This is a genomic window from Bradyrhizobium sp. AUGA SZCCT0182, assembly GCF_018130185.1.
Classification (GTDB): domain Bacteria; phylum Pseudomonadota; class Alphaproteobacteria; order Rhizobiales; family Xanthobacteraceae; genus Bradyrhizobium.
Window position 1 is genome coordinate 191,185 of record NZ_JAFCLY010000004.1, and the last position, 22,003, is coordinate 213,187.

The 22,003-nt window shown below is 58.3% G+C and carries 18 protein-coding genes and 1 riboswitch; of the genes, 13 read left to right on the forward strand and 5 right to left on the reverse strand.

Translation table 11 applies throughout. The features are described from left to right. Positions 1 to 56: 56 nt before the first annotated feature. The 6 genes from JQ611_RS06945 (at position 57) to JQ611_RS06970 (ending at position 5,726) form a co-directional block, all read left to right on the forward strand. Entirely contained in the window at positions 57 to 956 is a 900-nt protein-coding gene (locus JQ611_RS06945; RefSeq protein ID WP_212464947.1) for an alpha/beta fold hydrolase, read from the forward strand. Positions 957 to 1,241: 285 nt separating this feature from the next. Then, the gene (locus JQ611_RS06950) at positions 1,242 to 2,435 is read left to right on the forward strand and encodes an NAD(P)/FAD-dependent oxidoreductase (protein WP_212464948.1); all 1,194 of its coding nucleotides are present in this window, start codon (positions 1,242 to 1,244) and stop codon (positions 2,433 to 2,435) included. Positions 2,436 to 2,537: 102 nt separating this feature from the next. Further along, entirely contained in the window at positions 2,538 to 3,266 is a 729-nt protein-coding gene (locus JQ611_RS06955; RefSeq protein WP_409411256.1) for an alpha/beta fold hydrolase, read from the forward strand. Between the two features lie 25 nt (positions 3,267 to 3,291). Further along, positions 3,292 to 4,092, forward strand: a complete 801-nt coding sequence (locus tag JQ611_RS06960) for an aspartate/glutamate racemase family protein (protein WP_212464950.1) — start codon at positions 3,292 to 3,294, stop codon at positions 4,090 to 4,092. A 93-nt stretch (positions 4,093 to 4,185) separates the two neighbouring features. Beyond that, positions 4,186 to 4,551 carry a carboxymuconolactone decarboxylase family protein gene (locus tag JQ611_RS06965; RefSeq protein ID WP_249132984.1) on the forward strand — a complete coding sequence of 122 codons (366 nt, stop codon included), beginning with the start codon at positions 4,186 to 4,188 and terminating at the stop codon, positions 4,549 to 4,551. Between the two features lie 185 nt (positions 4,552 to 4,736). After that, positions 4,737 to 5,726: a tripartite tricarboxylate transporter substrate binding protein gene (locus JQ611_RS06970; RefSeq protein WP_212464951.1), complete on the forward strand. Its 990-nt coding sequence runs from the start codon at positions 4,737 to 4,739 to the stop codon at positions 5,724 to 5,726. 28 nt (positions 5,727 to 5,754) lie between these two features. Here JQ611_RS06970 and JQ611_RS06975 read toward each other — a convergent pair whose 3' ends face one another. Further along, entirely contained in the window at positions 5,755 to 6,774 is a 1,020-nt protein-coding gene (locus JQ611_RS06975) for a LysR family transcriptional regulator (RefSeq protein ID WP_212464952.1), read from the reverse strand. Positions 6,775 to 7,324: 550 nt separating this feature from the next. Continuing rightward, on the reverse strand, positions 7,325 to 8,629 hold the full coding sequence (locus JQ611_RS06980; RefSeq protein WP_212465039.1) for a DUF2130 domain-containing protein: 1,305 nt from the start codon (positions 8,627 to 8,629) through the stop codon (positions 7,325 to 7,327). A 320-nt stretch (positions 8,630 to 8,949) separates the two neighbouring features. Here JQ611_RS06980 and JQ611_RS06985 point away from each other — a divergent pair, with 320 nt between their 5' ends. Both JQ611_RS06985 and JQ611_RS06990 read left to right on the forward strand, forming a co-directional pair. Next, entirely contained in the window at positions 8,950 to 10,122 is a 1,173-nt protein-coding gene (locus JQ611_RS06985; RefSeq protein WP_249132985.1) for a Fic family protein, read from the forward strand. A gap of 124 nt (positions 10,123 to 10,246) precedes the next feature. Beyond that, positions 10,247 to 10,525, forward strand: a complete 279-nt coding sequence (locus JQ611_RS06990) for a WGR domain-containing protein (RefSeq protein ID WP_212464953.1) — start codon at positions 10,247 to 10,249, stop codon at positions 10,523 to 10,525. A gap of 35 nt (positions 10,526 to 10,560) precedes the next feature. Here JQ611_RS06990 and JQ611_RS06995 read toward each other — a convergent pair whose 3' ends face one another. Continuing rightward, on the reverse strand, positions 10,561 to 11,232 hold the full coding sequence (locus tag JQ611_RS06995) for a TetR/AcrR family transcriptional regulator (protein WP_312011874.1): 672 nt from the start codon (positions 11,230 to 11,232) through the stop codon (positions 10,561 to 10,563). A gap of 176 nt (positions 11,233 to 11,408) precedes the next feature. On the opposite strand from JQ611_RS06995, the gene JQ611_RS07000 reads away from it, so the two are divergent. From JQ611_RS07000 to JQ611_RS07020, 5 genes are all read left to right on the forward strand, one after another. After that, complete coding sequence (locus JQ611_RS07000) at positions 11,409 to 13,460, forward strand: hydantoinase/oxoprolinase family protein (RefSeq protein ID WP_212464955.1); 2,052 nt, start codon at positions 11,409 to 11,411, stop codon at positions 13,458 to 13,460. A 21-nt stretch (positions 13,461 to 13,481) separates the two neighbouring features. Beyond that, on the forward strand, positions 13,482 to 15,263 hold the full coding sequence (locus JQ611_RS07005; protein ID WP_212464956.1) for a hydantoinase B/oxoprolinase family protein: 1,782 nt from the start codon (positions 13,482 to 13,484) through the stop codon (positions 15,261 to 15,263). 288 nt (positions 15,264 to 15,551) lie between these two features. Next, positions 15,552 to 16,802 carry a serine hydrolase gene (locus JQ611_RS07010; protein ID WP_212464957.1) on the forward strand — a complete coding sequence of 417 codons (1,251 nt, stop codon included), beginning with the start codon at positions 15,552 to 15,554 and terminating at the stop codon, positions 16,800 to 16,802. 239 nt (positions 16,803 to 17,041) lie between these two features. Further along, complete coding sequence (locus JQ611_RS07015) at positions 17,042 to 18,103, forward strand: NADP-dependent oxidoreductase (protein ID WP_212464958.1); 1,062 nt, start codon at positions 17,042 to 17,044, stop codon at positions 18,101 to 18,103. A gap of 125 nt (positions 18,104 to 18,228) precedes the next feature. After that, positions 18,229 to 19,557, forward strand: a complete 1,329-nt coding sequence (locus JQ611_RS07020; protein WP_212464959.1) for an MFS transporter — start codon at positions 18,229 to 18,231, stop codon at positions 19,555 to 19,557. 256 nt (positions 19,558 to 19,813) lie between these two features. Here the strand turns inward: JQ611_RS07020 and JQ611_RS07025 are convergent, their stop codons facing one another. Further along, entirely contained in the window at positions 19,814 to 20,194 is a 381-nt protein-coding gene (locus JQ611_RS07025) for a Rid family detoxifying hydrolase (protein ID WP_249132986.1), read from the reverse strand. 214 nt (positions 20,195 to 20,408) lie between these two features. After that, entirely contained in the window at positions 20,409 to 21,644 is a 1,236-nt protein-coding gene (locus JQ611_RS07030; protein ID WP_212464961.1) for a D-amino acid dehydrogenase, read from the reverse strand. A gap of 128 nt (positions 21,645 to 21,772) precedes the next feature. Then, positions 21,773 to 21,858: riboswitch (glycine riboswitch) on the reverse strand. Positions 21,859 to 22,003 lie beyond the last annotated feature (145 nt).

Sequence of the window (22,003 nt, forward strand, 5' to 3'; positions counted from 1 at the left end):
CAAAGCACCGACGGCGATTGGCGAGTCAAGGAAGAGTGATGAACTGGAGAATGTCAGTGAGCGCGAACAGCACAATATGGACGTATTTTGCGGGGCTCGAACTTCGCCAATCCTACAAGAAGGCGGGTGACTTCGTCGTTCGGTGTCTAGAAGCGGGCGAGGGGCCCACGCTCCTGTTGTTGCACGGCGGCGGCGGGCATGCGGAAGCCTATACGAAGAACATCGCAGCGCTGTCGGAACGGTTCCATGTTGTGGCAGTCGACCTCGTGGGACACGGCTATTCAAGCATACCGGGCCAGGCAGGCGTACCTGATGTAGCAGAGCCAAATTTCGACTTGCTCGTCAAATTCATCGACGCCGTTCATACCGCGGTGACGGACGAACCGGTCTATATCTGCGGACTTTCTTTCAGCGCGGTTGCGGGGGCGCTCTACGCCGGACAAAATCCCGGGCGGGTGAAGAAGCTGATACTTAACACCGGGGTTCCGCTCGAATGCGATGAGGTCGGTGGGGCGGCGTGGCGCAGAGTCCTGCAGATGCCCAGCGAAACCGCGAAAGGGTGGTCGAGGGAGCAGGTCCGCCAAAGGCTCGGAGTTCTTTTCAAGGGCGGTGCGGACAACGTTCCCGAAGAGCTCATCGATATACGGCACGCCATTTTCAAGCGGCCTGGGATGTCGGAATTCAACAATCGATTTGTAAGGCGGATGATGCGGACCGTGGCTGAGCCGTCGCCGTTGACAGAGCGTGAAGGTCCTGAAGCACTGCAGAACATCGCATGCGAAACGTTGTTGGTCTGGACGCCGACGAATCCAGGCCAGTATCCCAGCGTGGCGGAAAAGGCGCTCACCTTCTTGAAGAAGGGGCGTCTCGTCGTGTTCGAGGATTCGCATCACTGGCCGCAATGGGAGGAGGCGGAGAAGTTCAATCAACTCGTCTTGGAGTTTTTGGGCGAATGACCCGAATAAAGCTGAGCCCGGGTCTTCGGTGGCGAGGATGGTTGGCGTGCTTTGGTTCGGCATGCGATCCGGCGGATTCTTTCCATCGCGGCAAGAATGATTTGCAAACGGAGTATTTTTCCGCCGCCGGGCTGTGACTAACCCTGCAGTTAACCGCTGCCACTGATGCCCGCGCACCTGCGTAGGAGCTTGACGGCGCAGGTGATCGGGCAGTTCACGCCCGGCACTAGTTTGTCCCGCGCTGCGCCGATCAAACGGCGACCAATGAACGAGAAGGGATTAGTCATGGCTGTTGCGGACAGCGTTGCCGTCGTCGGAGCGGGGCCGGTGGGGCTGATCGCAGCACTCGGGTTGGCGCAGGCCGGGGTTCCGGTGACCGTCATCGAGCGCGAGTCGCAAATCGTCGCGTCGCCGCGCGCGATCACCTATCACTGGTCAGCGCTCGAGGGGCTCTCGCGGCTGGGCTTGCTCGAGGAGGCGCTAGGTATCGGATTCGCCAAGCAGGACTACAGTTTCCTGAATTTCGCGACCGGCGAGCAGATCAACTACAGCCTTGGCGTCCTCGAGGGACGAGCGCCGTTTCCGTTCAATCTCCACCTTGGACAGGATCGGCTCGCCGAGATCGCACTGCGCCGGCTCCAGCAATATCCCCATGCGGAGGTCCGCTGGAGCACGAATGTGCGCGAGCTGACCCAGGACGGCAGCGGAGTGGCTCTGCACGCCGAAGGTCCTGAGGGCCCGGTCGATCTGCGCGCGGGATGGGTTGTCGGCGCCGACGGCGCGGCAAGCGCCGTGCGCAAGGCATTGGGTTTGGAGTTCGAGGGAATCACGTGGCCGAAGCGGTTCATCGCGAGCAACGTTCGGTACGACTTTTCCAAGCACGGCTACGCGCGTACCACGTTCCTGATCGATTCGACCTATGGCGCGATCATCGTGAAGCTCGACAAGGGCGACCTGTGGCGTTGTACCTACAGCGAGTCGCTGGAGTTGGCCGAGGAGAGCATTTCCGAGCGCATGCCAGCGTACTTCGACGTCATCCTGCCCGGAGCGCGGGACATCGAGGTTGATGCCTTTGCGGCCTACCGTATGCATCAGCGCGCAGCCGAGCGTTTCCGTGTCGGCCGCGTGCTGCTTGCCGGCGATGCGGCGCATGCGACCAATCCCAGCGGCGCTTATGGCCTCACCTCGGGCCTGTTCGATGCCTTCGCGCTCTACGACGCGCTCGCGGCCGTTGCCCGCGGCGATGTCGACGACACGGTCCTCGATCGATACGCCATGGAGCGACGCCGAATCTTTCTCGAAATCGTGTCCCCCGCCGCTGTGGAGACCAAGCGGCTCATCTTCGATACGACGGATCCGCAGCAGCGCGACGCAGACCTGGTCCGGTTGCGCCGCCTGGCCACGGAGCCGGACGTGCTGTTGGAGCGGCTCATGCTCACCGCGCGGATGCGCTCCGAGCCGCTGGTGCTGGCTTCCTAGACATGGAGCCCGCCACATATGTCCTGTCACGCCATGCCCCGACGGATCGAAGCCCGCGCTTCCATGCCGGTCCATCCCAGAGTGAGAAAAAGGTCGTAGATCATGAGCCGAATCCCCGTTGTGTTTGTTCCTGGACTCGCAGCAGACGGGCGCCTCTGGCAGCCTGTCATGGACGGGCTCGCCAGCGTGGTCGACCCGAAGGTCGCGGCCTGCAAGGGCAATTCCATAGCGGCCTGGGCCGATGAAATCCTCTCGCACGCACCCGACAGGTTCTTCATCGCCGGCACCTCCATGGGCGGCTACGTAGCGCTCGAGGTCGCGCTGCGGGGAGACGATCGGCTGGCGGGCGTGATCTTGCTCAACACCAATGCCCGCTCGGCATCGCCGCAGCAGCGGGAGCGCGGCGGCGCGCTCATCGACGAGGTCCGCAGCGGGAGTTTCGATCAGGTCGTCGAGAGGCTTGCCGGCTTTATCGGCGGTGGAAAGCCCGAACTGACGGAGGCCGTGGCCCAGATGACTCGCGATGCAGGAGCTGACACCTTCGTACGACAGCAGCAGGCCGTACTCGAACGGCAGGATCGCCGGGCCGAACTGCCTCGAATGAACCTGCCGACGCTCGTGATCGCAGGAGACGACGATCGGGTGACGCCGCCGAGCGTGAACAACGAGATCGCGCGTCTCGTTCCGGAGGCCGAGTTGGAGATCCTTGCCTGCGGGCACCTTTCAACGCTGGAGGTGCCGTCGGAGGTCTCCGAGACGATCGAACGGTGGCTCGCCATTCATCAGGCGGCAGCGCCAGCGAAAGGCCGTGCCTCTCCCTCCCGGTCCTGATCCTCGATACGAAAGTGAGATCGTCATGCGCATCTGGCATCAATCCGTTACCGAGCTCGACGCGCTACCGCAGTACGCAGCGTCATTGTCGCGTCGCTTCGCCGACGTGGCGAGCCAGGGGACTGAGGTGGTCCTGCACGGGGTGCCGTCCGGGACCTACGGATCCTCGTCTCCTGCGCAGGCGCTTGCGTATCCCACGGAGAGGCATCGGATCGCGGACCTGGTGCTCAGGCAGGTCGAGCAGGCCGAGCGCGAAGGATTCGACGCAGTGATGATAGCATCGTTCGCTGAGCCGGCTCTTCGTGAAGCTCGTGCTGCTCTCGACATTCCTGTGACGTCGATGACGGAGAGCGCTTTGTTCGCCGCCTGTTCGGTTGCCTCCCAGGTCGGTATCGTCACGATCGGCCTTGCAGGCGTGAGTATGCTGCAGGAGGGCGTGGCTCGGCACCAGCTCAACTCCCGCGTCGCCGCCGTGGTCGGCCTTGAGCCAACACTGACCGAGTTCGACCTGCAAAACGCTTTCAAGAAGCCAGACGTGGTGCGTGCATCATTCGAACGAGCTTGCCGGACGGCAATCGACGCCGGTGCCGATGTCATCATTCCCGGCGAGGGCGTGCTCAACGAGCTCGCAGTCCACCTCGGCATCCAGGAGGTAGACTCGGTCGGCGTGCTGGATGCTATCGCCGTCACCGTCCTGCACACCGAGATGCTTGTCCAAGCCTATCGCAAAGCCGGGCTGCGCACCGGTCGCCGGTGGGGATATCCGAGGGTGCCGGCTGACGTCAGGCGCGCGCTGGATACTCCGAGGGCGCTGCCAGCCACATAATCCGCACGTCCTGACCCGCCCGTTTCCTGCGCCGCCCAACAACCCAACAAGGAGCTATCTGTGACCCGTCCATATGCCCCCAAGAACCAGGCATTGTTCGATCAAGGCCTGGCCACGCGCCGCGCCGTCCTCGGCCCGGAATACGTCGATGCGTCGATCAAGAACGCCACGGACTTCAACATCGACATGCAGGAACTGGTGACTCAGTACTGCTGGGGCGACGTCTGGAATCGTCCAGGGTTGGATCGCCGCACCCGCTCGTTCCTGAACCTGGCCATGATCAGCGCGCTGAACCGTCCGCATGAGCTGAAGCTGCACGTGCGCGGCGCCATCAACAACGGTCTGACCAAGGACGAGATCAAGGAAGTCTTCCTGCAGGCCGCGATCTACTGCGGCGTGCCAGCGGCGATCGATTCGTTCCGCGTCGCCGCGGAGGTCCTCAAGGAGATGGACAACTGAAAGGCAGGTCACAGCGCCGAAGCCGGCGGGGAGCGTGCGGCACCGGGGAACCGGCATTCGTGCCGGTCCAGCACGAATGATTTGCGAGCCAGGTATTTCTCACCCGGAGCCGGTGACTACTCTCTCGTTCACCCAACGCGCAGGGCAGGGCTCGCGTCCTTCAGCGCTTTCTGAGGAGACAAAAAATGTCAGGGTTTGTTCGCCTCATGCGGTTGCTGCTGGTTCTTTCCGCCGCACAGCCGATTCTTCCGGCTCATAGCCAGACATTTCCCAATCAACCTCTGAAAATCATCGTTCCGTATTCGGCGGGCGGCGCGACCGACCTGGTGATCCGCGCATTCGCCGACACGGTCCGGGAAAGCCTGGGACAACCGATCATTGTCGAAAACAGACCCGGCGGCGGCACGATCACCGGCATGAATGCATGCGCCAAGGCGCCGGCGGACGGCTACACGTTGTGCGTGACCAACTCCGACAGCCTTTCCTTTGCGCCGCTGCTTTTCAGCCGGCTTCCCTACGATCCGGCCAAGGACCTCATCGGTATCACGAAGGTAGCATCGGCGCCGTCGGGATTGTTCATCAACGGCACGCTACCGTTAAACAGCTTCGCGGAGGTCATTGCCTATGCAAAAGCCAATCCGGGCAAGCTCAATTTCGGATCATTCGGCGCAGGATCGGTCGGCCATCTCTATGCCGAGTGGTTCCGCCGAGAGTTGCAGGCCGACATGACGCATGTGCCGTATCGTGGCTCTGCCCAGGTAGCCACCGCTCTCATCAGCAACGAGGTGCAAATCGCATGGCTTGCACTGTCCAACGCACTTGAATTCGTCGCGGCGGGTGCGATCAAGCCTATTGCAATCGACTACGGCACGCGTGCGCCGCAGCTTTCCAACATTCCGACGCTTGCCGAATTGAACGCGAACCCCAAGAGCATCCAGTCTTACTTCGGCCTGTATGCGCCTGCGGCGACACCTACCCCCGTGATCGAGCGCTTGAATTCAGCCTTCACGTCCGCTCTGCGCGACAAGAAGGTACAGGAGAAGATGGCGACGGCCTATTTCACGACAAATCCGACCACTGTCGATGAAATCAATCGGTTCCGCCGCGACGAAGCGGAGATCGCCCGTAGAATGGCCTCGACGATTGGCTTGAAGCCAGTGGACGCGCCTGAATGAGCCTGCGCCATCCGGCCGGAGTAGGTTCTCACCCCGTGCCACGCTGGTCCGACGAGCCGGCGCCAATGGGTGCGTGCTTGCGTCCTGATGAGGCGGTACTTGCAGAGTTGCCAGCCGTCGTTGCCGCTGGTGGCCACTCATTCCACTTTCGCTCGTAATCCTGCTGGGCGAAGTGCGCAAGCAGGAAGTCGATGAAGACGCGAATCTTGGCCGGCTGATGTTTGCGTGAGTGATAGGCCAGGTTGATGGCCAGAGCAGGCAGATGCCAATCCTGCAGCACGGGTACGAGACGCCCTGCTTTAAGGTCATCATAGATCGTATACATCGGTTGGAGCAAAATACCGCCGCCGGCAAGGGCGGCGGCGCAAAGCACTCGGCCCTCGCTGGACAATAGTGCCGGCTTGAGCCGCACCGTCTCTGTTGTGTCGCCCCGCGAGAAGACAAGCGGCTGAATCTCCCGTGAGAAGCCGTAGATCAGCGTGGGATGACACTCCAGCTCCTTGGGAGTCGATGGCGCGCCGCGCTCGGCCAGATACTTCGGCGATGCGGCGGGAACGTAACGAGCTTGCGTCAGCTTTCGTACGGTAATTCCCGAGTCAGGTTCGAAGGGGCGCGTTCGCACTGCAATATCTACTCCCGATTCGATTGCGTCCGCGTAGTGATTGGCCGCGAGGATCTGAATCGACAGGCCAGGATACAACCGCCAGAATTCAGGAAGCATCGGCGCAATGTGCATCATCGCGAATGAGGGCGAACTTGTCAGCGACAGCACGCCGGACGGCCGAACGCTGTACTGACCGACAGTTGCATCGGCGTCCGCGAGTTCCACGAGCAACTGCACGCAACGTTGATGGTATGCACGACCGGCTTCCGTCGGCCAGAGTCGACGCGTTGTCCGTTCCAGCAGTCGTGCCCCCAGCCTCTGCTCTAGGGCACTAAGGCTACGACTAGCGACCGAGTCCGACAGACCAAGCTTTTCTGCAGCACGCGTGATGCTGGATAGCTCTACGGTCTGAACAAACAACTCCATTTGGGTGAGGCGATCCATGGTAGTTCTTTCTGTTCAAACGTCTTTCGAGCGGACGATAGCGATCCGGTCGCCATGCGTCCTCTCGGACCCGAGGGCAACCACGAAGATACGGCGCAGGGTGAAAGGCGTCGCGTAAAATCGTGTGAGGGCGAAACTGAATAGGAAGGAGAATGCCCGCGTTCGGGTAGCATAGGTGGGTTGTAACTATTTGATCAAGAAAGGTTTTTACGCCAGTCTGTCACTGGCCGGTTAGAAAGCCCATGAGGACTTCGCCGACTCGAACGACAACTAGATAAAGGGTTGGCCACCACCGTATGCGTGAATCTTCAACTCTGAACTGAGGCCTATGCAGCGAAACGGAAAGTATATCGTAGGTTCGGTTGGTGTGGGGAAAAGCGGTAGCCTTAACTGTCGCTGTGCCGGGCTAATGGCAAGGCAAGTGACGCTTCGGATCAGGGCCTTCGCTATCCCTCTTCGATTTATGCCAAGATTGACTTAACTTGCAAGTCGAACCCGTTCCGCGCGCACGGCTCGTGGCTTCCTCCTTGTCCCATCTGGTTCTGGTGTATTAGGCCGCGGCTTCTCCAGGCCCTTCAAGCATCGGCGTGTCGAGGCTGGCTATTTCCGGCATCGCCTTGCCGGCGATCGCCTGCAGGTCGCCCACCATGCCAACAGTGGATTCAATGACCGCAACGATTTGAGTTTCACGCTTGGCCCATTGGCGAGCCATGAATTTGCGCTCCTTGTCTAGATCCTCACGCATGTCGTTGAACTTCTCGACGACGGCGTCGACCCTCTGGCGAAATCTCGTGCCCGTGAGGTACTCGTAGACCTGCTCCATTTTGGTTTGCTGTCCCTGTTGGACCAGCCGCGAACTCGATATCTCGATGAGGGACTGACGTAGCGCAACCGCCACGGCCAGTGCGCAACGCGGGTGCGCCACCCAAACGCCGGCGACCAGGTCAAAATGCTCGATCTGCTTGGGAAGGGCGTGTGAGATGATGAGGGCAATGTCGGCGCCACAGCGCCGCTGGTCCTCACGGAGCTTGGCCAGCCAACCATCGCTCCAGGCCTTGGTCCGCTTGGACTCCCAGAGGATCATGCCGGCGGGTTGCCCGACAGAGCCGTTGACTTGCTGAATAACATCGGCCCCCAACTCGCCCTTGGCGACCGGCTCAATGACATCCATCGGAAACTTGCCGCGCAAAAGCTCCTCAAGCTCAACCTCGAAAACCTCCCCCTGGGTTTGTTGCGAGCCTTGCTCCGCTTTGCGCCTCAATTCCTCGATCGTGCGCGTCATTGATTCGATGGTCTGGTCCTTCTCGGCGACCTTCAGGCGCGCAGCTTCATCTGATTCTTGCTTGGCCTTCGCCCGGATGTCGTCAACCGAAGCCTGCACGCGCTTTTCAATAGTGAGGTCCATTTCGCGCTTTTCGTCAGCCAGCGCGCGCTCCTTGCGCATTACCTCGGCTTGAGCCTGCTGCGCCTCAGCCAGCTTCGCGTCGCTGGCTTCAAGGTTCTTGCGCAGCTCGGCGGTCTCCGCCGCCTTGGCCTGTAGATCCCCCGCAACCGCTTCACGGGCCTTTTTGGCCTCGGCTGCCACCAGTTGGCTGCGCTCGGCCGACAGCCGCTGCGCCACCTGGTCTTCAATCTGCTCACGCGCCCGTGCGACCGCGTCCTGCTCCTTGCGCAGGGCCTCGGTCTTCCTGGCGACCTCTGCGTCCTTGGCTGCCAGTTGCTCATTAAAGCGCTGTCGTGTTTCCGCGAGGAGGGGAGCGGCCAGCGATTCCGTGAGCTTGATTTCGTGGTTGCAGTTCGGGCAATGCAGGGTGGGCTCGTGCGAAGCGCCGGCGCCGGTTGCTCTGAGACTCATGAACTTCCCCTCATTGGTACGGCCGGATTCAACATCATCTGCGGGCGATTGCGATGTCGCGGCGCTGGATGTCCACATACGGCTAGCCGAACATGGACTTGGCCACCGGTTTTCCACCGAAACCGCATGCTCGAGGTGTCGACAAAGCCCTGGCTGCAGAAGCTGTTGAGCTAGGAATGTATTCTAAATGAGAACAAAACGGGATCAAGTCATTTGCAGGGATGCATGGGCGCGGCAAAAAAAGCGGCAAAGTAGGGTGACGCGATAGGGCCTAATGCCCTATCTTTGCTAAATAAATAACCGGCAATGGAAGCGGCAAAATGACCACGATTGCAGCGATGGAGCCGCTTCTTCCCGACGATAATAAGGAACTCGAGGACCTGGCGACTGACCTGGTGGCGAAGGCCAGCGGCCTTGCCACCCGCTTGCATCCAGTGCTGCGCGCGTCCGTCGGTGACCTAGTGCGTTCAATGAACTGTTACTACTCCAACCTCATTGAGGGGCACAACACGCTGCCAGTCGATATCGACCGCGCCATGAACAACGAGCTCGCACCAGAGCCGGAGCGGCGCAACCTCCAGCTCGAGGCGCGCGCACACATCGAAGTGCAACGGATGATCGACCGCGGGGACGGGCCCAGCCCAGTCATGTCCGAAGCGTTCATCACCTGGACGCATCGCAACTTCTGCGAACGCCTGCCGGCAGAAATGCTGGTGGTCGAAAATCCAGAGTCCGGCCGCAAGATCACCATGGCTCCGGGCGTGCTGAGATCCGAGCATGTCCGCGTTGGCCGACATGTCGCGCCTGACCCGGTCGACCTGCCGGCGTTCATCAAGCGGTTCGCCGAAGGCTATACGTCGCCCAACCTTTCGAGGCTGCGTAAAATCATCGGCGTCGCCGCATCCCACCATCGCCTGGCGTGGATCCACCCCTTTATGGACGGCAACGGCCGGGTTGCGCGACTGTTCTCGCACGCGCTGCTGCGCGAACTGGATGTGGGATCAGAGCTCTGGTCGGTTTCGCGTGGCCTTGCGCGTAGTGTCGATAACTACAAGACCATGCTGCAGGCCGCGGACGAGCCGCGACGCGGCGACCTCGACGGCCGTGGCAATCTCACTCTGGCAGGCCTTACGGAATTCTGCCGCTATTTCCTCTCGACCTGCATCGACCAAATCGACTTCATGGAAGGCCTTCTGGAGCCCTCCGAGTTGCTGCGACGCATGGAGATCTGGGCAAAGGAAGAGACGGCGGCAAAGCGGCTGCGAAAGGGCTCATGGCCCATCTTGCGTATGGCGGTCCTCGATGGCGAGTTCGCCCGCGGCGACGCGGCCGATTTTACCGGCTATGCGACCCGGCAGGCACGCACCGTGCTCAACGACCTCATCAATCAAGGCTATCTCATTTCCGAGACCACTCGCAGCCCGGTGCGGCTGGGATTTCCGGCAAGCGTGGTCGATCGTTGGTTTCCACGGCTTTATGGGGGAGGGCAGTGATCGCGACGCCTCATACCTTTCGTGTTGTTAAACGCGCAGAGGCGTCACACACCAAAGCTGAATTCCCGTGGAGCCAACGATGCAAGGATCCATCTGTTCGTCTTTGGTGGGGCGAGCCAAATAGATGGCTGCAATCAACCTGGTCCGGATCGATGACGACAAGAACATGGCGCGGTTCTATAAGCTGGACGTACAGCCGACCCTATTCGGCGAATGGTCGCTGATCCGTGAATGGGGCCGAATAGGACGTGCAGGGACGGTTCGCATTGAAGCGCATCCGACTCGCGGCAAGGCTAATCTCGCTTTGATCCTGAAATGGGCAGAGAAACAGAGGCGAGGGTACCCGTGCGTAGCCGTAGATCATGCGGCAGGGGTCGCGATGTCGTGGCCTGCTGCACTTTGACAGCGTGTCGGCTATGGACGGGGTCGGTTCAGCGCTCAACCCAGCGGCTTCAAGCCGTTCACGATGATCTTGGAAAGAAAATCGGCATAGCGTTCGGCCAAGCCATCTTGCTCGTACTCTGAAAACAACACGTCCCTGATAGGCTTCGCCGTCGCAAATATTTCGCAGACACCTAACAGGACCATGTACAGGAACCGAGCGTCTATATCGCCACGGACTTCATCAAGCTCAATGCCCTTCAAAACGATGTTTTCGAGCCGTTGATAGGATGTTTTGTTGAAATCACGCCTGACGGTTTTGGCTTTTGCATCGCTTGCCAAATAAATTTTATCCAGCAGCAGCGGCCAGAAATTTGGCGTTTCGACGTAAAACGACAAGAGAGTCTTGATGCGGAGCTCGATTTTCTCGGCCGTGGTGCCAGGAATATCGCTAATAGCCGTGAGGCGATCGCTGATATCCAAAATGAACCGGTGGGCGAGCTGGACCAGAAGGTTGTCCAGGGTCCCAAAGTAATAACGGACGAGCTTGGGATCGACGCCGGCAGCTTTGGCGATATTCGTCTGGGTTAGTTGATCCGGGCGCTTGTCCCTTAGAAGCTGCCGCGCGGCCGTAAGCACTCGATCAGCACCAATATTGTCCTGCCCAACCGGTCTGCCCTTTCGCCGAGGCACCGCGGACCGCGGCGGAACGACAGGCTTTTTGGTCACCGATCTCAAGCAATCCTCCTACGATTGGTCAGCTGTAGGGATTACGACGTTCGCGACAATCTTCCAACTGCCCCTTTTATTCCTTACAGAAGGAATTCTTATTGACGACGCTCCGGACTGGTGCGATCTTGCTGCATCTGCGTGGGGCAGGAAGCGTTCGGCTGGGAAGACCAAAAATGAGATACCTCATCGCGGCCGATACGGGAGGCACCTTTACCGACCTTGCCGTCCACGACATGGTGACCGGATCGACGAAATTCGGAAAAACGCTCACCGATTACGGCGATCTTCTCGATGGCGTTATCCGCGGCCTGGAAGACACGGACGCGGATGTCAGCGATGCAAAGCTTCTAAAGCATGGCACAACCCATGTAATTAACGCGCTTTTGGAGCGCCGCGGAGCAAAAACTGCGTTGGTGACCACCGCTGGATTTCGCGATGTCGTCGAGATCGCTCGCGGCAACCGCTCGGTGCCCTTCGATCTGTATTATCGAAGGAATCCGACCTTTGTTCCGCGGCATTTGCGTTTCGAAATCGAAGAGCGGATCGGCGGCGATGGAGCCGTCCTAAAGCCCCTGGACACCGCAGGCCTCGCATCCCTTATCCCTATTTTCCGTAGCAACGGAATTCAAGCGGTAGCGATTTCCTTTCTTAATTCCTATCGAAACCCGGTTCATGAGGAGGAGGCCTGTCGATTCTTCCGAGAGATGCTGCCCGATGTCTTTGTCTCCGCGGGTTCGGAACTGTCGCGCGAGTGGTCTGAATACGAACGAACATCGACGGTCGTCGCGAATGCTTTTGTCGGAGCCGACATGGCGTCTTACATCCACCGATTTGAGCAAAGGCTGAAGACAGCCTCCTTTCCGGGACGTCTTTACATGATGGGCTCAAGCGGTGGCGTCCTTTCCGTTGCGCAGGCGACCGTTCTTCCGATTGCGATGGTTGAATCCGGCCCGGTCGGCGGCTGTATCGCCGCCGCGGAATATGCGCGGGCTCTTGATATTGAAAAGGCCATTGCATTCGACATGGGCGGTACAACTGCAAAATGCGCCCTGGTCGAAAACGGCAGGTTTGAATCTCAGTCGACCTATTTCGTTGGCGGCTATGAGCGCGGCGTTCCGATCCGCACACCTGTTTTGGATATTGTGGAGGTTGGCGCAGGAGGAGGCTCGATCGCCTGGTTGGACGATAACAAGCGTCTCCACGTCGGGCCGCGGAGTGCGGGGTCGACGCCGGGGCCAATTTCCTTTTCGCGTGGTGGAACCGAACCCACTGTTACAGATGCGAATGTCATTCTCGATCGCATTGGATCCAATACCTTCATGAATGGCCGGCTGGTGCTAGATGCGAAAGCCGCGGCCCGCGTCATTGAACAAAAACTCGCGATCCCGCTTGGATTTTCCGGCCCTGATAGAATTGATCGCGCTGCGCAAGGTATTCTGGACCTTGCCTTGACGGCCATGACCGGTGCGATCAAGGAAATTTCGATTGAACGCGGCCGTGATGTTCGAGCTTTCAAGCTCATCGCCTTCGGCGGCGGCGGCCCGATGTTCGGAGCGGAATTAGCGCGCTCCCTGGGCATACCGGAGGTCGTGGTTCCGCCCAATCCAGGCGCTTTCTCTTCCTTCGGAATGCTGATGGCCGACGCACGGCGCGATCTGGAGAAAACCCATCTTCAGAAGCTTTCCGAAACCTCGCTTGAGGCTCTCCGGGAAAGTCTGAAATCACTCAAGGATCAACTCACCGGCGAAATGACGAAGGAGTATGGCGTTTCGAGTATCGCGATCGAATTCGAAGCCGATATGCGTTATCCGTCTCAAGCGCATAGCGTGCGGATCCGGCTCCCGGAAGATTTAACCGTGGCGGCAATTACGAGCGCCTTCGAAGCCACTTATCGCCAGCGTTACGGGCATATCAACGCTTCACTCAAGCCGGAATTCGTCGTTCTGCGTTCAATCGGTTTTGTGCCGACGCCGCGCCCAACCTTGGAAGATGTCGGCCGTATGGCCGACAATTCCAATGTTAAGCCTCATGCGCAGCGGAACGTCTATTGCCGGAGGACGCGTCAGCGCCTTGACACCCCGGTGTTCCGCCGAGCAGACCTGCCGGTTGGCTTTTCCGTATCGGGACCAGCGATCGTCGAGGAGTATAGCTCCACAACGATCATCGGCTCCGGTGATCGGCTAACTGTAGGAACCCTTGCGGAACTCAGAATTGCTGTCGGTTAGCAAAAGGTCGGAGGTGAACTCATGAGCGTGCAATTCGCTGTCCCGGAGGAAGCCGCGGTCGTGTCTCACGATCCCATTGAGTTACAGGTGGTTCGGCAGCGCCTTGTGGCGATCCCGAACCTCATCGAGAAAAATGTCGAGCGAACGGCGTTTAGTCTCCTCGTTCAGGAATACAAAGACTTCGCAATTGGCTTTGTGGATCCAAAGGGACACCTTGTGACGCAATCACGTTACAGCCTCCCGGGATTTGTCGCTAATGCGCTGGGGCTGGGTGTGCGTGAAGCGCTCAAGGTCTTCGGGGGCGCGAATCTCCATGAAGGGGATGTCGTCCTGGTGAACGGGTATGTCATCGGCAAGCACTTGAACGACGTCGTCGCGTTGACACCGGTTCGATGCGATGGAGATCTGATCGGCTTCTTCGCTGTTCTGGTACATTGGATTGATGTGGGCGGTCGTGTCGTCGGTTCCTGTTTGTCTCCCGACGCTACCGATATATGGCAGGAGGGTCTCCAGCTTTCGACCGTGAAACTCATGTCACGCGGTCAAAGGGTCGACGATATATATCGAATTGTCCTCGCCAACTCTCGATTTCCCGATCTTCTCGCAGGCGATCTCCAGGCACAATTGGGCGGCTGTTTCATGGGCCGCGACATGGTGCACGAAGTTATCGCCGACCACGGAGTTCATGCCGTAAAGGCGGCCATAAGCGAAATGCAGGACGACGCATCTGTAGCCTCCGCTCGCGCGATCGCCGAACTGCCGAAAGGCGTGTTCAAGGCTTCGTCGTTTCTCGATGATGACGGCATCAACCTTGGCGTTCGGCTTGCAGTTGAAGCCGTAGTGACACTCGACGAACGCGGCCTGACCATCGATCTATCCGGCCTTAACGAACAGGTTCTGGGTCCGATCAACCTTTCATTCGATGGCGGTGCAGTTACCTTCGCGCGTGTTGCCGCCAAAGTTCTTCTGGCGCCCGGCACTCCCGTCAACGAGGCCGATTTCGACCATGTTCATGTCATAGCCCCAGTGGGAACGTTTATGAGTGCGCGGCCTGGCGCTGCGATGGGGCAGGGGGGATTCAACGGTCCCACGATTGTCGATACAATTTTTCGCGCCCTCGCGGCCGCTCTACCGGATCGGATTCCCGCCGGTCATCACGGCACTTTCGGTATTCACCAGATTACGGGTACTAACCGCTTCGGCGAACCATTTCTGAGCCTCGACGCGATGTCTGGCGGGTGGGGTGCATTTTCAAAAGCCGATGGCCCCAATGCCCTTCGCTCAATCACCCACGGCGATGTGCGCGATGTTCCAGTTGAAATTCAGGAAGCACTTTACCCGTATCGCATCGAGGCTAAGCGTCTGGTGCAGGACAGTGGCGGAGCGGGCCGTCATCGCGGTGGTTTGGGAGTGGAAAAGATCTATGCGTTCCCGTCCACGAAGCGGCTTCGCTGCAATATCACGGTAGAGCGCACTGAATGCGCCCCATGGGGAGTGGCGGACGGACAGAACGGTGCAACGCCGTTTGTCGAATTGCGATCCGCCGATGGTACTCGGCGTCTGCTTCGCAAGAGCGACGTCGAGCTCAACCAAGGCGATGTCTTGCGGGTTGTGAGCGGCGGGGGCGGCGGATATGGCGCGGGCTATTTCCGGGATGTGGAGTCGGTCCTGGCCGACGTGCGCGATGGTTATGTGTCTCAGGAGTCGGCATTGCGGGATTATGGCGTGATTCTCAATGAGCAGGGTGACATCGATCAGCCGGCTACCGCTGTTATGAGAGATAAGTTGCTTTCAGGCGCCTGAGTACGTGGCATTGCTGCGACCGTCCCATCCTCAGCCCGGTTGTGATTGCACAAGCGCCGGCCACCGCCGGCTGATGCCTCCCAAAAAATTCCGCATCTCGGGATAATTACTTGTCGGTGCGCCTCGCTGCGCCACAATGCCTGCGAAATTGCCGCTAGCTGTCCGCATGTGCAGTCTGCGGCAAGGTTGCCTAAAATTCCTTGACTCAGGAAATAAAGATCGGAAGAGTGGCGTAATGGCCTGTTGAAAATTGCGGGTCAGAGCTGTCAGCGAAATCGGAGAGCAACCATGAGCCACGGCCATGCAAAGACCCCTGAATTCGATCAGGGCGCATCCGCAAATGGCAAAACTGTCGCCGGCGGAATTCTCGGGCGCATCGATGCATCTCCTCAAGATGTGGGTCTCGATGAATCCAAATTGGACCTGTTGCGTCGTTCGATTGAAGAGGACATTGCCCGTGGACACTCAGACGGGTCGGTTTTGCTGATTGCCCGGCACGGCAAGATCGTCATGCACGAAGCCATTGGCTACTCGGACAGGGCCAACAATCGCAAGGCTCTGATCAGCGATATTATGCCGATCATGTCCGTGACGAAGCAACTGACGGCAGCGATGGTGCTGCGCTTCGTCGATACAGGCCGGCTTGCACTCACCACGCGAATTGCCGAGGTCATACCGGAATTTGCATCGGGAGGAAAGGAGCGGGTCACAATCCGCGATGCGCTTAGCCATCAGGCGGGCCTTCCGATGCAGCATCCTCTCGAGGATTGGAAGGACGGTAACGAAGCCTACGTACAGCGCATCTGTAAACTTCCCTTCGAACCGGCGCCTGAAGGTGTTGCAAATTATCACGCAGGAGCGGCCCACGCCGTATTAGGCGAAGTGTGTCGCCGTCTCGATGGCGGAGGACGTTCGGCCCGGAAAATTATGGAAGCCGAGATTTTCGAACCGGCAGGAATGACGGAAACGGCTCTCTCGCTTCGAGACCGGCCAGATCTTGTTGGGCGGCTTGTGCCGATCGCGATCAGAGACGAGGGACCAGGAGCGTTGCCTGCGCGCGACGTGGAGCAGGTAAGCCGCATCTGCCAAGACATCGAATTTCTCGCGGGCGGCGCATTTTCCACAGGATACGATATCTACAGATTTGCGGAGATGCTTCGATGCAATGGCAGATCAGATGGCCGGCAAGTGCTATCGCCCGCCGTTGTCAAAATTGCGACAACAACCATACAGACAGGCAACAAGCGGCACGGTTTATATACTGATGTTGTCGCCCGGGATCACACTGATCTGTTCCCTGCCAACATAGGCTTGTCGTTCTACATACGAGGCGAGGGAATTTTCATTACCCATATGGGGACGCTCTGTTCGCCGCGGGCATTTGCTGGATCGGGATTCGGGGGACAACTCTTCCTCGTCGATCCAGATCGCGATTTGACTTTTGTTCATTTAGTTGCCGGCTTTCCTCAATTGTACCAGTCACGCAAGCGATCGCAGCGAATTTGCGATTTGGTGATTTCCTCAGTCATCGACGTCTAAGGCGCTGCTTCACGTCTCGTGAAAGCGCCACACAAGCCTTATCATCCGAGATAGAGATCAAATATGCCGTTGGTGCTTGTAAGCGTGCGCAAGGGAAGACCGCCTGAAGTTCGTCGCTGCATCCCGGATCGCATACAGGCCGCGCTGGCGGGAATTCTCGAATTCCGGATGAAGACCGCTTTCGGACAGGCGAATTTCTCATCCGGAAAAAGTTTTGCGCGGCGCGCGGAGTATAAGTGATGAACCATGTGTTGAGAGCTTTATCCCGGCCGGACCAGTCACATGCTTCCGGAGGCGAAGCCCATAGCCGGTACAATCGACAGTGGTGGTACGTCCAGCGGCCCGTCGATAAATTGGGCGCGGAGCATTTCGAGTTTCGGACCGCGAAGGTTGCTCCCCTGCAGGACAACGAAATCCTTATCAGGCATCATTATCTTTCGCTGATGCCTGGCAATCGGGCGTGGATGCAGCGCGACACGTATGTCCCCATGCTTACCACAGGACAGGTTATGCCGGGGCGCGCCATTGGTGAAGTTCTTGAATCGAAAGATCCGGACTACAAGCCAGGCGATGTCGTGGAGACGATGCTTGGATGGCAGGAATACGTCGTCGCGCACGCATCCGTGCTCACGCGGCGCGATAAAAGCGTTCCGATGAACCATCTACTCGGCGTGCTCGGATCAAGCGCGCTCACCGCCTATTTCGGCCTTTTTGATGTTGGCCAGCCGCGCGCAGGCGAAACACTGGTGATTTCCGCAGCTGCGGGGGGCGTGGGTTCTATCGTTGCCCAATTGGGCAAAATAGCGGGTTGTCGGGTCATCGGGATTGCCGGCGGCGAGGAGAAGTGTGCATGGCTCCGCGATGCAATCGGGCTCGATGGCGTCGTCGACTACAAGGCAGGCCCGATCGAAGAGGCTTTGAAGCAACTGTGTCCCGATGGACCGGACCTGTTTTTTGACAACACGGGGGGCCCGATCCTGGAGGCGATGCTTCCTGTCATGAAAATCGGCGGGCGTATCGTGTGCTGCGGCAACACCGCTCAATATGATTCACCGATGCCAGAGCATGGGCCGAAAGGAATCCCCATCACGCTTATCGCGCGCGATCTTCGGATGCGCGGCGTTCTGCTGATGAATTATCTGAATCGCCGCGGCGAAGCAGAGGCCGCGTTGTGGCGTTGGACGGCCGAAGGTCGACTGAAGCCGATCTATTACATCGTCGATGGGTTGGAGAATGCCCCCACCGCGATGATCGGGCTGATGGCTGGAGCAAACCGGGGGGTGTCGCTGGTGCGCATCTGATGCGTTCCAAGCGCTCGGTTATCCGAACTTTGCGCGAAACATCACGGGGACAGTTGAAGGAGACCAGCGGGTACTGAAAGTCAGTGCCGCTATAGACATGCACTAAATTAAAGGGGCAGAACGTCATGCAATCGGAAATTGAGCGTCGTACGATCAGACGGATTATGTGGCGTCTGATCCCGTTCATGGGACTGTGCTACATGATCAACTGGCTTGACCGCACGAACATCGGTTTTGCCGCTTTAACTATGAACAAGGCGCTGGGTATTTCAGCCACGGTTTATGGTGCTGCAGCCGGTATCTTTTTTTTTGGCTACGTCATTTGCGAGGTGCCGAGCAATCTGGCCTTGGCGAAGGTCGGCGGGCGCATCTGGATCGCCCGCATTTTAATTACATGGGGCCTGCTCGCTGCGGGAATGGCGCTGGTATCGGGCGAGCGCAGTCTCTATGTCGCGCGCTTCCTGCTCGGAGCCGCGGAAGGAGGCTTCTATCCGGGTGTGATTTACTATTTCAGTCAGTGGGTCCCGAGCCAGTATCGAGCAAGGATGTACGGATGGTTCGGAGCATGTGGCGCGTCAGCCCTTATCTTGAGCGGCCCCATCGCAGGATACATTCTTCAACTTGATGGCTTGCTGGGACTCGCCGGGTGGCAATGGCTGTTCGTCATTGAAGGGCTGCCTGCGACGATACTCGGACTTGTCTGCCTTCGGTATCTTCAGGATTCGCCGTCACAAGCCAACTGGCTTGCCCCGGAAGAGCGGAAGTGGCTGACGGATACGCTCGACCGCGAACGCAATACACTTGCGGCCGGAGAACATATTTCAATCTGGCGCGCGGTGCTGGACTGGCGCATTCTGGTGCTTTCAGGCGCTTACTTCTTCTTCGGGTTTGGGCTTTACGGCGTCGCGCTCTGGATGCCCCAGATCATCCGGGAATTCGGCTTCACGACAGTTCAAATCGGATACCTGACAGCGCTTCCGCCAATCTGCGGGACCCTCTGGATGATCTTCTGGACCTGGCATTCCGATTACAAAAATGAAAGGCAATGGCACCTTGTTCTGACGGGCCTGATCGGAACGTCCGGACTTCTGCTTGTCGCCTGGCAGTCGTCGAATATTGTTCTGGTCATGATAGGCTTCTGCCTGACGTCGATCGGCGCCTTCACGACGTTTCCGATCATCCTGACCTGGCCGACGGCGGCCTTGTCCGGCGTCACCGCAGCGGCAGCTACGGCGGTAATAAATTGCATAGGGACCTCGAACGGCTATTTCGGGGCCCAACTGATCGGTGTCCTGAAGGACCTTACCGGGGATTTCAGAATTGCAATGTTGCTGACTGCTTGCGGCCTCTTTATTGCGCCATTACTGATCTTCATTTTCGGCAGCTTCTTGAACATAAAGATTCGGGACGAACGTTCGGTGACCGCGGTTGTGAAGCCGATTGATGCGAGATGATCGCGATCCGGCGGCCTCTTATCCGATTGCATCCCCCGAGGTGAGGACGTTGAGCTCGGCTTCTCCTCGGAGGACTTGACTATAATGCGCGTTCGAAGGCGTAGCGCAAATGCGCCTGGCTATTCCTATTGTGAAGGTGAGCAGGCAGATCACCAAGATGCAGCCTGATCACCACACCCACTGGCCGAAATCGGCAATTGCCCGGACCCACGATTTGGGCCGAGATCGATATTTCGGACGGGAGTTCGCGTCTTTACTATTTCAGCCGGAGTGCGATCGCCTCTACCTCGACCAATGCATCCTTCGGCAGTCGGGCAACTTCGATGGTCGATCGCGCCGGAGGGGCGCTGTTGAAGAATTCGGCGTAAATGCCGTTCATCACAGTAAAATCGTCCATGTTCTTGAGAAACACAGTTGTCTTCACAACGCTGGCGAACGAGGCGCCACCCGCTTCCAAAACCGCGCCTAAGTTTGCAAGCGATTGCCGTGTCTGCTTTTCGATTCCGTCTAGAATTGATCCTGATATTGGATCGATCGGCAACTGGCCTGACACAAACACGAACTCTTCGGTTCGAGTGGCCTGGGAATAGGGGCCGGCCGCGGCAGCGGCCTTGTCGGTGACAACTAGCGACTTCATGGTCATGCGTTCTCCGTTCTGTGTACACTGTAAGATCGCTTTAGCCGATGCGAAGGCTTCGCGACGATTTGCTGTAGAGTCGTTGTAAAGGTCAGGCGCGCTGCGGTTGCTCTGGGTCGATGCTCCTACGGCCCCGAGCAAATAATCCTCGCAAGCGGCCGCTTCTAGAGCGTGCAAGATCGCGAAGAAGATCTGCTCAGGCTATAGGCATCCGTTAAGTGATATTCGAGGTATCGATTGCGTCCGCGACCATCTGCGCAGTCACGGCCGATAGAGTCCAACCGAGATGGCCATGGCCGGTATTGTAAAAAATGCCTGGTGCGCGGCTTTCCCTGACAGTGGGCATCATATCCGGCATCATTGGTCGTAGCCCGGCCCAAGGGACTACGCGCCGAGTACTCATCGTCGGAAAGAGGCGCCGTGACCAATCGATCAGCGGTTGGATCCGGTCGGCGCGAATGTCGAGGTTAAAACCATTGAACTCTGCTGTGCCGGCAACACGAAACCGGTCAACTCCTAGGCGGCTCGTCACGATCTTTGCGGCATCATCCAGCAGGCTAACCTTCGGCCCGGCTTGCTGACTGATTTCGTCGTCTAGGTGCACCGTAATTGAGTAGCCTTTGACGGGATAGACGTTTACGTGGTCCCGATTCAACGCCGCTAATTGGCGGCTTCCAGTCCCCGCACAAATTACGACTCTGTCAAACTCAAGCTGATGACTTTCTTGAGAGTGTCGATCACTGCTTCGAGTGTAGCTAACCTGCACACTACCCTTCGACGCATTTATGCTTGAGACGGAGGCTTGATTGACGAAAAGTGCTCCGCGCCGATGGCAGGTCTGCGCAAGACCAAACGTGAATTTGTGTATGTCACCTGTCGCATCGGACGGTGTGTAAAACCCCCCGAAGAACTTGCCGTGCAAGCTCGGCTCAATCTGCTTGATCTCTTCATTGGTGACGGCGTAGCGTTCTAAACCGCTTTCATTGAGGATCTTGTTAGCGCGTTCGGCGGTCTTGAAGCTATCGGCGTCGTGGTAGAAATGCAGAATGCCGCGCTTGTCTAAATTAAAATCAAGCGATTCTCGCTCTGCAATGGCGAACAAATGCTTTCGCGCTTCGAGGGCAAGCTTAACAGTGTGGGCTGTATTTGACCGATATTGCGGGATCGCAGCCATAAACTCTGCGAGCCACGAGTACTTGTGCCAGGATGGGCGCAAGTTCATCAGAAGCGGCGCGTCCTGCTTGAACATCCATTTCAAGCCCTTCGCTATCGTTCCCCAACTATTCCAAACCTCTGCGTTGCTTGCAGAAAGTTGGCCGCCGTTTGCAAATGAGGTTTCCATTGCGGCATATGGCTGCCGCTCAATTATTGTAACGTTATGACCTCGGCAAAGAAGGGCGTCAGCGGTAGTGACACCCGTTACTCCAGATCCGATTATCCCGATATTCATGGCTTTCCCGTCGACGATGACGATCGACTATCGATCGCTTCACCCCATCTGTCGCGGGTACCTGAGAGTTTTGCCGGGTTAAACCGGTTGTCCCCTTCGGTGGGCGTAAGACGCCTCTCTCCAGATTGTTCAACTGCACGGTCCCTTGTGTCTGAGAGTTTATTGGGGGTTGCTCCTTCGACGTCGCAAAAGCGATCTCTCCCGGGCAGTCTATGAACGGTGTAACCTTCTCATGTTGCTGCTGTTTTTGCAAGCCATATACCGTGCATACGGTGTGAAATAGCTTCGTTGACCGGCCTGAGAGGCCAATGTTACCGTATCCTTAGGCGGTCCCGGGCGTTCAACAACGATGCCCGCTT

Excerpts from the sequence above, each read along its gene's own strand:
- JQ611_RS06950 (WP_212464948.1), top strand. The coding sequence starts at position 1,242 with ATGGCTGTTGCGGACAGCGTTGCCGTCGTCGGAGCGGGGCCGGTGGGG.
- JQ611_RS06955 (WP_409411256.1), top strand. The coding sequence starts at position 2,538 with ATGAGCCGAATCCCCGTTGTGTTTGTTCCTGGACTCGCAGCAGACGGG.
- JQ611_RS06960 (WP_212464950.1), top strand. The coding sequence starts at position 3,292 with ATGCGCATCTGGCATCAATCCGTTACCGAGCTCGACGCGCTACCGCAG.
- JQ611_RS06970 (WP_212464951.1), top strand. The coding sequence starts at position 4,737 with ATGTCAGGGTTTGTTCGCCTCATGCGGTTGCTGCTGGTTCTTTCCGCC.
- JQ611_RS06975 (WP_212464952.1), bottom strand. The coding sequence starts at position 6,774 with ATGGATCGCCTCACCCAAATGGAGTTGTTTGTTCAGACCGTAGAGCTA.
- JQ611_RS06980 (WP_212465039.1), bottom strand. The coding sequence starts at position 8,629 with ATGAGTCTCAGAGCAACCGGCGCCGGCGCTTCGCACGAGCCCACCCTG.
- JQ611_RS06985 (WP_249132985.1), top strand. The coding sequence starts at position 8,950 with ATGACCACGATTGCAGCGATGGAGCCGCTTCTTCCCGACGATAATAAG.
- JQ611_RS06990 (WP_212464953.1), top strand. The coding sequence starts at position 10,247 with ATGGCTGCAATCAACCTGGTCCGGATCGATGACGACAAGAACATGGCG.
- JQ611_RS07000 (WP_212464955.1), top strand. The coding sequence starts at position 11,409 with ATGAGATACCTCATCGCGGCCGATACGGGAGGCACCTTTACCGACCTT.
- JQ611_RS07005 (WP_212464956.1), top strand. The coding sequence starts at position 13,482 with ATGAGCGTGCAATTCGCTGTCCCGGAGGAAGCCGCGGTCGTGTCTCAC.
- JQ611_RS07010 (WP_212464957.1), top strand. The coding sequence starts at position 15,552 with ATGAGCCACGGCCATGCAAAGACCCCTGAATTCGATCAGGGCGCATCC.
- JQ611_RS07015 (WP_212464958.1), top strand. The coding sequence starts at position 17,042 with ATGAACCATGTGTTGAGAGCTTTATCCCGGCCGGACCAGTCACATGCT.
- JQ611_RS07020 (WP_212464959.1), top strand. The coding sequence starts at position 18,229 with ATGCAATCGGAAATTGAGCGTCGTACGATCAGACGGATTATGTGGCGT.
- JQ611_RS07025 (WP_249132986.1), bottom strand. The coding sequence starts at position 20,194 with ATGAAGTCGCTAGTTGTCACCGACAAGGCCGCTGCCGCGGCCGGCCCC.
- JQ611_RS07030 (WP_212464961.1), bottom strand. The coding sequence starts at position 21,644 with ATGAATATCGGGATAATCGGATCTGGAGTAACGGGTGTCACTACCGCT.